The sequence below is a fragment of the Roseateles sp. genome, assembly GCF_036404855.1.
GTDB lineage: Bacteria > Pseudomonadota > Gammaproteobacteria > Burkholderiales > Burkholderiaceae_C > Pelomonas.
In genome coordinates, this window is sequence record NZ_DASWYS010000144.1 from 1 (window position 1) to 12059 (window position 12059).

Annotated in this window: 14 protein-coding genes and 1 pseudogene; 4 read left to right on the forward strand and 11 right to left on the reverse strand. The window is 67.2% G+C overall.

What is annotated here, in order from left to right; all coding sequences use genetic code 11:
• Positions 1-627: cell division protein ZapD (gene zapD / locus VGF12_RS09525; protein ID WP_331175796.1), on the forward strand; the 627-nt coding region annotated here is incomplete at its 5' end.
• The gene (locus VGF12_RS09530; protein ID WP_331175797.1) at positions 624-839 is read left to right on the forward strand and encodes a DNA gyrase inhibitor YacG; all 216 of its coding nucleotides are present in this window, start codon (positions 624-626) and stop codon (positions 837-839) included. The genes zapD and VGF12_RS09530, both read left to right, overlap by 4 nt.
• Here VGF12_RS09530 and VGF12_RS09535 read toward each other — a convergent pair whose 3' ends face one another.
• The 3 genes from VGF12_RS09535 to tal are packed head-to-tail and all read right to left on the reverse strand — an operon-like array spanning position 840 to position 4023.
• On the reverse strand, positions 840-1460 hold the full coding sequence (locus tag VGF12_RS09535; RefSeq protein ID WP_331175798.1) for an HAD family phosphatase: 621 nt from the start codon (positions 1458-1460) through the stop codon (positions 840-842). It abuts the gene before it with no gap.
• Positions 1457-3079: a glucose-6-phosphate isomerase gene (pgi, locus tag VGF12_RS09540; protein WP_331175799.1), complete on the reverse strand. Its 1623-nt coding sequence runs from the start codon at positions 3077-3079 to the stop codon at positions 1457-1459. Before pgi ends, VGF12_RS09535 begins: the two co-directional genes overlap by 4 nt.
• Positions 3080-3081: 2 nt before the next feature.
• The gene (tal, locus tag VGF12_RS09545) at positions 3082-4023 is read right to left on the reverse strand and encodes a transaldolase (protein WP_331175800.1); all 942 of its coding nucleotides are present in this window, start codon (positions 4021-4023) and stop codon (positions 3082-3084) included.
• A 123-nt stretch (positions 4024-4146) separates the two neighbouring features.
• Between tal and zwf the strand changes: the two genes are divergently transcribed.
• Positions 4147-5592 (forward strand): glucose-6-phosphate dehydrogenase, encoded by a 1446-nt coding sequence (gene zwf / locus VGF12_RS09550; protein ID WP_331175801.1) that lies wholly within the window; start codon positions 4147-4149, stop codon positions 5590-5592.
• A gap of 67 nt (positions 5593-5659) precedes the next feature.
• Positions 5660-6520: a MurR/RpiR family transcriptional regulator gene (locus VGF12_RS09555; protein ID WP_331175808.1), complete on the forward strand. Its 861-nt coding sequence runs from the start codon at positions 5660-5662 to the stop codon at positions 6518-6520.
• A gap of 4 nt (positions 6521-6524) precedes the next feature.
• Here the strand turns inward: VGF12_RS09555 and VGF12_RS09560 are convergent, their stop codons facing one another.
• The 8 genes and pseudogenes from VGF12_RS09560 to VGF12_RS09595 all read right to left on the reverse strand — a co-directional run.
• On the reverse strand, positions 6525-6833 hold the full coding sequence (locus VGF12_RS09560) for an STAS domain-containing protein (protein WP_331175802.1): 309 nt from the start codon (positions 6831-6833) through the stop codon (positions 6525-6527).
• A gap of 2 nt (positions 6834-6835) precedes the next feature.
• Positions 6836-7489, reverse strand: coding sequence for an ABC transporter substrate-binding protein (locus VGF12_RS09565; RefSeq protein WP_331175803.1), 654 nt, complete (start codon positions 7487-7489; stop codon positions 6836-6838).
• 56 nt (positions 7490-7545) lie between these two features.
• Complete coding sequence (locus tag VGF12_RS09570; protein ID WP_331175809.1) at positions 7546-8376, reverse strand: VacJ family lipoprotein; 831 nt, start codon at positions 8374-8376, stop codon at positions 7546-7548.
• 5 nt (positions 8377-8381) lie between these two features.
• Positions 8382-8870: an outer membrane lipid asymmetry maintenance protein MlaD gene (gene mlaD / locus VGF12_RS09575; protein WP_331175804.1), complete on the reverse strand. Its 489-nt coding sequence runs from the start codon at positions 8868-8870 to the stop codon at positions 8382-8384.
• A gap of 22 nt (positions 8871-8892) precedes the next feature.
• Complete coding sequence (gene mlaE, locus VGF12_RS09580) at positions 8893-9672, reverse strand: lipid asymmetry maintenance ABC transporter permease subunit MlaE (RefSeq protein ID WP_331175805.1); 780 nt, start codon at positions 9670-9672, stop codon at positions 8893-8895.
• Positions 9669-10499, reverse strand: a complete 831-nt coding sequence (locus VGF12_RS09585; protein WP_331175806.1) for an ABC transporter ATP-binding protein — start codon at positions 10497-10499, stop codon at positions 9669-9671. The genes mlaE and VGF12_RS09585 overlap by 4 nt, the downstream gene beginning before the upstream one ends.
• A gap of 82 nt (positions 10500-10581) precedes the next feature.
• Positions 10582-11208, reverse strand: coding sequence for a hypothetical protein (locus VGF12_RS09590; RefSeq protein ID WP_331175807.1), 627 nt, complete (start codon positions 11206-11208; stop codon positions 10582-10584).
• Positions 11209-11210: 2 nt separating this feature from the next.
• Positions 11211-12059: pseudogene (locus VGF12_RS09595) on the reverse strand (pilus assembly protein PilY); the annotation flags it as partial.

Consider the following 12059-nt stretch of genomic DNA (forward strand, 5'->3'; position numbering starts at 1 on the left):
ATCTTCGAGATCATGGATGTGGCCTCGCGAGCGGATCTGAAGTCCGACCTGCTGAAGGAGCTGGAGCGCCACAAGGCCCAGCTCAACAGCTACCGCGGCAACCCGGCCATCGCTGAAGCCGCGCTCGATGAGGTGGTCGCCCGCATCGATGGCGCCTACCAAAGGCTGAACGCGGTGTCCGGTAAGACCGGCGCAGCGCTGACCGGCAACGACTGGCTGATGAGCATCCGCAGTCGCATCAGCATTCCCGGTGGCACCTGCGAGTTCGACCTGCCGGCCTACTACAACTGGCAGCAAATGCTGCCGGCACGCCGCCGCAAGGACCTGGTGGGCTGGACCCAGACGCTGATGCCGCTGGCCGAAGCCCTGCAAGTGCTGCTGGGTCTGCTGCGCGACTCGGGCACGCCCCACAAGGTTGCCGCCACGGCCGGCCAGTTCCAGCAGAGCCTGCCGGCTGGCCGCGTCTACCAGTTGCTGCGCATGCGCATCGACCCCAGCCTGGGCCTGATCCCGGAGATCTCCGGCCATCGGCTGATGGTGTCCATCCGTCTGATGCGCCAGGACGACGAAGGCCGGCTCAAGCTGGCCCATGAGGACGCCGGTTTCGAGCTGGCGCTGTGCCAATGAAGAAGAACGCACAAGGCGAGCGCATCGTTCGCTGCCCGCAGTGCAGCGGCGACAGCGTCTTCGCCCCGGCCAACAAGTGGCGCCCCTTCTGCAGTGAGCGCTGCCGCCAGATCGACCTGGGCGCCTGGGCCAGCGAGAGCTTCCGCGTGCCGGCAACGCCGCCGCAGGACCCCGATGAATTCGGACCTGCCGGCGAGCAGGCCCTGCACTGATCAGGCGCCCAGCAAGCGCCTGGACACCAGTTCGCGCCGCGCACCGGCGGCATCGATGAACAGGAAGGACTGCCAGTCGCGCGACAAGGCGGCGTCGACATTGACCGGGTGGTCATCGATGAACAGCAGCTCCGAGGGCGGCGCGCCGAAATGCCGCTCCGCCATCGCGAAGATCTCGGCGCCCGGCTTGATCTGCTTGACCCGGCCCGAGAACAGTCCCGATTCGAACCATTCACCGAGCGGGTAGTTCGCGCTCAGGTGGTCGGCGTAGGGCTCGGGCATGTTGGACAGGAAGTGCAACCTGTGCCCGGCCGCGCGCAGGTCGCTGATGAGGGCGACCATCGCCGGGACAGCCGTCAGCTCATCCGGCACGGCGCGTACGACGGCTTCCACCTCGTCCAGCGCCCAGCCGGTGCGGGCCGAGATGCGCTGTGCGACCTCGTCCGCACCGATCAGGCCCTGGTCGAACTGGCCCCAGTCGCCACCGTAGTTCTGGAAGAACTGCGCCGCCAGCTGGGCGCCCTGCTCCAGCGTCTCGACGCGATGAGGCCAGACGCGCGCCAGGAAGCTGGCCGGGTGCCAGCGGAACACGACGCCACCAAAGTCGAAGACGATCCTCATGCGGCGGTCAGGTGCGCCAGCAGGCCGGCCGTCGAACCATCCAGGCCCGACGTGTCGCCCGTTGCCAGTCGCGGCAGCAACTGGTTGCACAGGGCCTTGCCCAGCTCCACGCCCCATTGGTCGAAGCTGTTGATGCCCCACAACGCACCGGTCACAAAGACGCGGTGCTCGTAGAGCGCGATCAGCGCGCCCAGCGAGCGCGGCGTCAGCGCATCCAGCACCAGCGTCGTGCTGGGGCGGTTGCCGGGGAAGCTGCGATGGCGGGACAGCACCTCGCTGTCCAGTGTGGTGGAGGCTGTGGGCGCCTTCTCGGTCAGCGCCTCGGCAGCGGTCTTGCCTTGCATCAGCGCCTGGCTCTGGGCCAGGCAATTGGCCAGCAGCTTGCGGTGCTGGTCGGCCAGCTTGTCGGCCAGTTCACCTTGGACGCCGTGTCGGGGGTGCTTCACGGCGACGAACTCGACCGGGATGACATCCGTGCCCTGGTGCAGCATCTGGAAGTAGGCATGCTGGCCGTTGGTACCGGCCTCGCCCCAGACGACCGGCGACGTGCCCAGCGCCAGCGTCTGGCCGTCCAGGTCCACGCCCTTGCCATTGCTCTCCATCTCCAGCTGCTGCAGGTAGGCCGGCAGTCGGCGCAGGCCCTGGTGATAAGGCGCGACGCTGCGGCTCGTGAAGCCGTGGAAGTTGCGGTACCAGATGTCGATGAGCCCCAGCAGCACCGGCAGGTTCTGCGCCAACGGTGCAGCAGCGAAGTGCTGGTCCATCGAATGCGCCCCGGCCAGCAGTTCGCGGAAATTGTCGGCACCGACAGCAATGGCGATGGGCAGGCCGATGACCGACCACAGGGAGTAGCGGCCACCCACCCAGTCCCAGAAACCGAAGGCCGTGTCGATGCCGAAGGCCGCGGCGGCCGCGGTGTTGCTGCTTGTGGCCACGAAGTGGCGCGCGACGTCGGTGCCGCCGGCCGCGAGAAACCAGGCCTTGGCGGCCTGGGCATTGGCCAGGGTTTCCTGCGTCGTGAAGGTCTTGGACGCGACGACGAACAGCGTCTGCCGAGCGTCCAGGCCGGCCAGCACGGGGGCCAGATCGTGACCGTCGACGTTGGAGACGAAATGCAGCCGCAGGTCGCGCCGGCCATAGGCCTGCAGCGCCTGCACGACCATGGCAGGGCCGAGGTCGCTGCCGCCGATGCCGATGTGAACGACGTCGGTGATGCTCCCGCGCTCGCCACGGCGCACACCCTCGGCAAACGCCAGCATGGCATCCAGCGACGCCAGCACTTCGGCATTGAAGGGCGCGCCGCTGCCGGCCGGGGCGCGCAATGCCGTGTGCAGCACCGCACGGCCCTCGGTGGTGTTGACCGGGTCGCCTCGCAGCAGCGCGTCGCGCCTGGCCTCCAGGCCACAGTCATCTGCCAGCTTCAGCAGCAGAGCCAGCGTGGGCGCGTCGATGCGGTTCTTGGACAGGTCGGCGAACACTTCGGGCGCCTCGAACGACAGCGCACTGAAGCGGTCCGCATCCGCGGCGAAGGCCTTGCGGATGTCGAAGCCGCGACCTTGGGCGGCGTAGTGGGCATGCAGTTCGGCCCAGACGGGGGACAGGTCGCAGCGCTTCGCCATGGTCAGGCCGCTTGAATGAGCTTGTCGAGCTTGCCCGCGTCGACGGCGAACAGGCGGATGCCCTCAGCCAGCTTCTCGGTCGCCATCGCATCCTCGTTCAGGGCAAAGCGGAAGGCGGCCTCGTCGAGATGGACGGCCGGCATGGCGGGCGCCTTGGCCGGGTCGAGCACGCGGTCCAGCTTGGCATCGCTGGCCTGAAGCTGGGCCAGCAGGTCGGGGCTGATGGTCAGCAGATCGCAGCCGGCCAGCGCCTGGATCTGGCCGATGTTGCGGAAGCTGGCGCCCATGACCTCGGTCTGGATGCCGTGCTGCTTGTAGTAGGCGTAGATCTGCGTCACCGACTTCACGCCGGGATCATTGACGCCGGCCTGTGCCGCCTCGTCCCAGCTCGCGCCGGCCGACTTCTTGTACCAGTCGTAGATGCGGCCGACGAAGGGCGAGATCAACTGGACCTTGGCCTCGCCGCATGCCACGGCCTGGGCGAAGGCGAACAGCAGCGTCAGGTTGCAGTGGATGCCTTCGCGCTCCAGCTCGGCCGCGGCCTGGATGCCCTCCCAGGTGGAGGCCAGCTTGATCAGCACGCGCTCGCGCTTGATGCCCGCGGCTTCATACAGCGCGATGAGGCGGCGCGCACGCGCCAGGCTGGCGGCCTTGTCAAAGGACAGGCGAGCGTCCACCTCCGTCGACACGCGGCCCGGCACCACCTTGAGGATCTCCAAGCCGAAGCGCACCAGCACGTGGTCGACGATCTCGTCCAGGGGTTTGCCACGATGGGCATTCACCGTCTCCTTCAGCAGCGGCGCATAGTCGGGTGACTGCACGGCCTTCAGGATCAGCGAAGGATTGGTCGTCGCGTCGCGCGGCGCGAACTGGGCGAGCTGCAGGAAGTTGCCGGTATCGGCAACGACAGTGGTGAAGGCTTTGAGCTGGTCGAGCTGGTTCATGGCATGCGCTCCGGATTGACCCGGCGAAGAAACTGCTGCATAGTATTTCACGAAACTTAGTTACACAACGGTTAGCGCGCGTGTCGTGATGACGGCGACGCCGCTGGCCTGGAGACCCCGCAGATGTCTTTCGATCTCGTGTTCTTTGGCGGTACTGGCGACCTGACGTGGCGCAAGCTGATGCCCGCGCTGTTCCAGGCCTTCCGGCACGGCAAACTGCCCGAGGGCGGTCGCATTCTCGCCGTCGCGCGCGACGAGCAGACGGACGAGCGCTACCGCGAATGGCTCAAGGAACGCTTCCGTGAGGTCGAGGCGGGCAAGCGCCCGAGTGACGAGGAGTTCGAGCGCTTCGCCGGGCTGATCCACTACCGCCGCATGGACCTGTCCCAGCCCGAGCACTACCAGGGTCTCAAGGACTGGCTGGACGCCCGCAACGCCGACACGGTTGTGCTCTACCTCGCGACCAGCCCGCACCTGTTCACCGGCATCTGCCAGCAGCTCGGCGCCGTGGGTCTGAACCACGACAAGGTCCGCGTTGTGCTGGAGAAACCACTCGGCCACGACCTCGCCAGCGCGCAGGAGATCAATCGGACAGTGCGCTCGGTGTTCGCCGAACGCCAGGCCTTCCGCATTGACCACTACCTCGGCAAGCCGTCGGTGCAGAACCTGATGGCGCTGCGCTTCGGCAACGCCCTCTTCGAGCCGCTGTGGCGGCGCGAGAGCATCGCCAACATCCAGATCACGCTGGCGGAGCAGTTGGGCGTCGGCACCCGTGGCGCCTTCTACGACGGCACTGGCGCGCTGCGCGACATGATCCAGAACCACGCGTTGCAGCTGCTGACCATGATCGCGATGGAGCCACCCGCCAGCAACGATGCCGACGCGATCCGTGACGAGAAGCTCAAGGTGCTGCGTGCGCTCAAGCCCTTCACGAGGGAATCGGTGGGGCGCGATGTGGTGCGCGGTCAGTACCGCGCCGGCATGTGCGGCGGCCAGTCGGTGCCGGGCTATCTGCAAGAGGTCAAGGTGCCGCCGGACAGCCTTTGCGAGACCTTTGTCGCCCTGCGCACCGAAGTGGAGAACTGGCGCTGGGCGGGCGTGCCCTTCTACCTGCGCACCGGCAAGCGTCTGACGGCGCGTGACGCGCAGATCGTCGTCAACTTCCGCCCTGTGCCGCACCAGATTTTTCCGGGCGCCAGCCTGCCGAATCGCCTCGTCATCAAGCTTCAGCCCGAGGACGGCCTGGAGCTGCAGCTGCTGGCCCAGAAGGGCGCCGGCGCTGGCGAGCAGCTGACGCCGGTGTCGCTGGACCTGGACTTCGACAAGGCGTTTTCGACACAGCGCGTGGGCGCCTACGAGCGCCTGCTGCTGGACGCCATTGCAGGCCGCCTCAACCTCTTCGTGCGCAGCGACGAACAGGAGCAGGCCTGGCGCTGGGTTGAACCCATCCTGGATGCCTGGGAGGCCGATGGCAACGGCCCGCGGCCCTACGCCGCCGGCTCCTGGGGGCCAGCCGCCGCGAGCGCGCTGGTGGCTCGCGATGGCTTCTCGTGGGCGGAGGAGCAATGAGGGCCGCCGCACAGGGTCGTCCCGGGCATGGCCATGCCCCCTCGTTGGAAGCGGAGTTGGCATGAGCATCCTCGAACGCGTCAAGGCGGCCTTGCCGGCGCTGCCACCTGCCGAACAGCGCGTCGCCAAGCTGCTGCTGGCCGATGCACGCAGCTTCGCCAGCCTGCCGGTCAGTGAGTTGGCGGACCGCTCACACGTATCCAAGCCTACGGTGGTGCGCTTCTGCCGCAGCGTCGGCTATGACGGTCTGGCTGATTTCAAGCTCAAGCTGGCCGGCAGCGTCAACGAAGGCGTGCCCTTCGTGCACCGCGCCGTGGACGAAGACGACAAACCGGCCGACATCATCGTGAAGGTGGTGGACAACGCCGTCGCCGCGCTGCTGCACTACCGCAACGACGCGGCCAGCCACGCCTTCGAGCGCGCCATCGATGCGCTGGCCGACTCGGCCCGCCATGGGCGGCGTATCGAGTTCTACGGCGTCGGCAATTCCGGCATCGTGGCGCAGGACGCGCAGCACAAGTTCTTCCGCCTTGGCGTGAACACGGTGGCAACCAGCGACGGCCATGTGCAGTTGATGAGCGCCACCATGCTGCAGCCCGGTGACTGCGCCGTCATCATCAGCAACTCGGGCCGCAGCCGCGACTTGCTGGACGCGGCGGAAATCGCACGCAAGAAGGGCGCGACCATCATCATCATCACGGCCAGCGCATCGCCGCTGGCGCAGCTGGCGCTGGGCCCCAGCCAGATCCTGCTGGCGGTGGACCATCCCGAGGACTTCGACCGCTACAGCCCCATGGTGTCGCGGCTGCTGCACCTGATCGCGGTGGACATCCTGACGACAGGTGTCGCGCTGCGCCTGGGCCAGCATCTGCGGCCCGTGCTGCAGGAGATCAAGAAGAACCTGCGCGCCAAACGCTACGCAGGCTGAGGGCTCAGACCGCCGCCGCAGGCGGCCAGAGCAGCTCAGCCACGCCGTAAACGCGGGCCAGTTCGCGCAGCTTCTCGGGGGTGTCGCTAAGCTTGAGCGTGGCCCCCTGCTCGCTGCATTGGCGCGCGGCCGACAGCAGCAGGCTGAGCGCCGAGGAATCGAAGTCCGTCAGTTCCGCCGCTGACAGCCGCACTTCGCGGCCGGCCGCCGCCAGCACCTGGGCAGCCTCCGCGCGGAGGGCCGGCGACATCTGCGCCCACGCGGCGCGGGCGCCGTCCATGCGCAACCGCGCTGGCAGCTTCAGGCCGCTCAAGATCAGCCCTTGGCCGCCGGGGCGCTGGCCGCCTTGGCGTTCTTGTCGGCAAGGCTCTTGATCAGGCCGTCGATGCCATTGGCGCCGATCTCCTGGGCAAAGCTGTTGCGGTACTGGTCCGCCAGCCAGATGCCGAGCACGTTGACGTCGTAGATCTTCCACTCGGCGCCCGCCTTCTCCAGGCGGTAGTCGAGCTGGATGGGATCGCCCTTGCCACGGATCTCGGTGCGCACGACGACCTCGGTGTCGCTCGGCTGGGCACGCAGCGGCTTCAGCCCAATGGACTGGTCCTTCACCTGGGTCAGCGCGCCGGCATAGGTGCGGACCAGCAAGGTCTTGAACTCGGCCTGCAGCCGGCCCTGCTGGTCAGGCGTGGCCTGGCGCCAGAAGCGGCCCACCGCCGACGCCGTCATGCGCTGGAAGTTGATATGCGGCATCACCTTGGCATCCACCAGGGCAATGATCTTGTTGATGTTGCCGGCCTGGATGTCCTTGTCGGCCTTGACGGCCTCGATGGTCTCCAGCGAGAGCTGGCGGATCAGCTGGTCGGGCGCGCTGGCGTCGGCCGCGTAGGCGGCATGCACCAGGCCCAGGCTCAGCGTCGCGAGGGAGGCCACGGTGAACACACGGCGGCGCAGGGAAGTCAGCAGGGTCATGGTGTCACTTTCTCTGAACAGGGGCCGGCACTTAACGCGCCGCCCCGGCAATCGGTTCACCGCGTCGCCGCGGAAGCGGGTTCGGCGGGCTTTTTCACAGCCGAGGCTGGCTCCGACGCGGCCGCCTCCGGCGAAGAGGCGGCGGCACCAGGCACCAGCACCTCGACTTCCTCGTCATCATCGAAGCTTCCGCGCCGTTGAAGATAGGCATCGCGGTAAAAGGTGTATTTATCCAGCGCGATGCCTTCCAGCATCTCGCCGGCGCGCAAGAAGTTGGCGCGGGTGTTGACCAGGTTCAGCGACGTGACGGCGACCTTCTTGCGGCCATCGTCGAAGAGGACGGCCGGCGACGCCTGCCAGTCCACCGGCAGCGCCAGCGAATCCCGCACCGACGAAGGCCCGAACAGCGGCCAGACGATGTAGGCGCCGGTGCCCATGCCCCATTTGCCCAGCGTCTTGCCGAAGTCCTGGCTGTTCTTGTCCAGGCCGGCTTCGGTGGCGACGTCCAGCAGGCCTGCCAAGCCGAAGGTGGAGTTGACGGCAAAGCGCATGCCCTGTTCGACGCCGGCCTTGAAGCGGCCCTGCAGCATCAGGTTCACCGCCGACCATGCGTCGCCGATGTTGCCGAAGAAGTTGTCGATACCGGTGCGCACGGGCGAAGGCACGATCTCGGAATAGGCCGTCGCAACCGGCTTGAGAACGTTCTCGTCCAACTTCTCGTTGAAGGCGAACACCTTGCGGTTCCAGGACTCCCAGGGGTCCATCCTCTGGCCCTTGGAACCCATGGCCTTGTCGACGGCACGCTCGATGCGCGTGCCGACGCCCTTCATGGTCTGGCAGCCCGCCAACCCGAGCATGAGCACCGTCAGGGCGAGCGCCCTGAGCATGCCGCTCACGGCTTGCCTCCTGCCGGCGCGGCGCTGCCCATGTCGGAGGCCTTGCTGTTGATGAACTGACCGATCAGGTTCTCCAGCACGACAGCGCTCTGGGTCTGGCGGATGACGTCGCCAGCGACAAGGTTCTTCTCGTCGGCACCAGGCTCCAGGCCGATGTACTGCTCGCCGAGCAGGCCGGCCGTCAGGATCTTGGCCGAGCTGTCCTTGGGGAAGAGCGTGTCCTTATGCAGATTGATGACGACCTTGGCCTGGAAGGTCTTGTCATCGAAGGTGATGGACTCCACCCGGCCGATGACGACCCCGGCGCTCTTGACCGCGGCACGCGCCTTCAGGCCGCCGATGTTGTCGAAACGCGCCGACACCTGATAGGTCTCGTCGAAATTCAGGCTCAGCAGATTGCCCGCCTTGAGCGCGAGGAACAGCAGGGCCGCGCCACCGATCAGCACGAACAGTCCCACCCACGCGTCATGTCGAGAGGATTGCATCCTTCGTTCTCCTGGCTCCAAATCAAATCGAAAACATCGTGGCCGTCAGCATGAAGTCCAGCGCCAGCACGGCCAGGGACGACAGCACGACGGTGCGCGTCGTCGCAGCCGACACGCCCTCGGGCGTGGGCCGGCAGGTGTAGCCCTGCAACAGCGCCACGAAAGTGACCGTCACGCCGAAGACCAGGCTCTTGATGACGCCGTTGCCGACATCGGCCCAGACTTCCACGCCACCCTGCATCTGCGACCAGAACGCGCCAGCGTCGATACCGATCAGCGGCACCGCGACCAGCCAGCCGCCGATGATGCCCACGGCTGAAAAGACCGCAGCCAGCAAGGGCATCGCGATGAAGCCCCCCCAGAAACGGGGCGCCAGCACGCGCTGCACCGGGTCCACCGCCATCATCTCCATGGCGGTGAGCTGCTCGCCGGCCTTCATCAGGCCGATCTCCGCGGTCAGCGAAGTGCCGGCCCGGCCGGCGAAGAGCAGCGCCGTGACGACCGGCCCGAGCTCGCGCACCAGGCTGAGCGCCACCAGCATGCCGACCGCCTCGGCCGAGCCATAGCGCTGCAGCGTGTAGTAGCCCTGCAGGGCCAGCACGAAGCCGACGAAAAGGCCCGATACGCCAATGATGGACAGCGAGCGGTTGCCCAGATAGAAGATCTGCTCGCGCACCAGCACGAAGCGGCCCAAGGCCTGGGGCGAACGCGCAAGCAGCGTGAAGAACAGCCGCGTGGCCGCGCCGACGTCGACCAGCATGGCGCGCACGCCCGCGCCCACCCGCTGGGCCAGGGCCATCATGGCGCCACCCCGAAATCTTCGGCCACCGGCCGCGCCGGCTGATGGAAACGCACCGGCCCATCGGCCTCCGCACCGACGAACTGCCGCACCAGAGGGTCGTCGCTGTGGCGCAGCTCGTCCGGCGTGCCCTGGGCCACGACACGGCCATTGGCGATCATGGCCACCTCGTCGGCGATCCCGAAGGTCTCGTGCAGGTCGTGGGAGACGATGACGCTGGTCAGGCCCAGCGCATCGTTCAGGTCGCGGATGAGCCGCGCGGCGACGCCCAGGGAGATGGGATCCAGGCCGGCGAAGGGCTCGTCGTACAGCACCAGGTCCGGGTCCAGCGCGATGGCGCGGGCCAGCGCAACGCGGCGGGCCATGCCGCCCGAAACTTCGCTGGGCAGCAGATCACGCGCACCGCGCAGACCGACGGCATTGAGCTTCATGAGGACCAGGTCGCGAATCATGGCTTCGGGCAAGTCGGTGTGCTCACGCAGCGGGAAGGCGACGTTCTCGAACACGCTGAGATCGGTGAAGAGCGCGCCGAACTGGAACAACATACCCATGCGACGCCGCACGGCATAAAGCTCCTGCAGGTTCAGCGGCGCCAGGTCCTGGCCATCGAACAGCACCTGTCCCGAGATCGGGCGCAGTTGGCGGCCGAGCAGCCGCAGCACGGTCGTCTTGCCGCCACCCGAGGTGCCGATCAGCGCCAATACCTTCCCCCGCTCCAGCTTCAGGTTCACGCCGTTCAAGATGACGCGATCCCCGTAGCCGCAGCTGACGTTGCGCAGTTCGATCAGCGGATGCTGCCTCGATGTCGTGGAATCCATCGGTGGGGCCATGAGCCTGTGTGGAATAGGGCCAAGCCCCTCGACCAAAAGGCCGCATCATAGGGGGAAACACCAAGCCCCCCCGTCTGGCCAGTCATCTGGATGGCACAGGCAGGGAACTGGCCTCGAAACTTACTTCGACACGCATCCAGGACTTGACGGCCTGGCCATTCAGTTGCCCCGCGGTGAAATCGGCTGCGAGGAAGGCCTGTCGGGCCGATTCGAGCAGCGGTCCGGGCAACATCTCGTCGCCATCCGGCTCGACGCGCTCGACCCGCCCCTGCTCGTCCACGTAGAGCTTCAGAACCGCCGTGTAGGATTGCCTGAGCGGCCAGTTGGGCGGCCATTGCAGCAGCACCGGCGCCCGCGCTGCGGGTGCCACGCTGAGCAGCGCGCGGGGCACGTAGATGGCCGGCTCGACCACTGGCGCGGCCGGACTCTGCGGCTGGGTGACGGGCTCCGCGTCCCGGGTGGGGCCGGATGCGGCCCCCTGGACAGGCATAGCCTGCTCCGCGGCCACGCCCTGCGGTCCGACCGCAACGGCCGCCGCGAGGTGCCTAACCTTCAACGCCGCCGGCGTGCTCACGGGCCGGGTCGGCAGGCGGTCGCGCTGCCATTCGCGCATGGCACCGGTCCCCAGGACGAGCAGCGCGAGATGCGCCACCACCGCCCCGGCCAGACACCACGACAGCACGCGCGCGCGGCTGCCGGGGCGAGGCACATTCAGTTCATCAGTTCGCGCCACGAAGTGCGCCGCAGGGCCGCGGCTCCCGGGTTGGTGAGGCTGTCACCGTCCCGGGGCGTCACGACGCCTTTGTCATCCGTCACCAGCGTCACCAGCTTGCCCGTCGAGGTCACGATGGGTGTGATGCCCACCGTGATTGCCGGGCTGGAATAGGCCAGCAACGGCTTGCCGGAACCGATGTCCAGGTAATAGAGCCAGGACGAGCCGCCGGGCGAGCAGACCGTCGGGTGCGGAATGTTGCTGGCCACAATGAGTTGGTTGAGCTGCTGGTCGAAATCGACATTGACCCGCTCGCCGGACGTGAGGCTCAGGTCCACATACCACCCCTTCTGGGACGCCCAGTTGATGGTCGCGCCGTTATCCAGGCCGCTGCGGTCGGCCTTCATCGTCTGCTTGGTCATGCCAGCATTGCTGCGCAGGCTGCTCAGCCCCGTGGCCGACAGATCGTCCTTGAAGGTGTAGATGGACTGCAGCGCGGAGTCACCCACGTCGGTGGTGCCCAGGTAGCGGCCAGTCGCCACCGTGACCACCGAGTACTTGTAGTTGCCCTCGATGATCTCGGTCAGCACAGGCTTGGTGGTGATGGGCTGGTTGCTGCCCGTCTGGGCCAGCAACGCGGCTTCCACGCCCGACGGTGTCAGGTTGTCGTCGAAGTCAAAGCGCCAGACATTGCCCAGCATGTCGCCGCCGTAGACGCGCGAGGCTACGTTCAGCTTGTCGTCATCGACCCAGGCATTGATCTTGCCAAGGTTGCTGGGCGTGCTCGTGCTGCCGTCGTTGGTGGCGCCGACCCGGGTGGGGATCTTGCTGATGACGGCGCCGGTGAC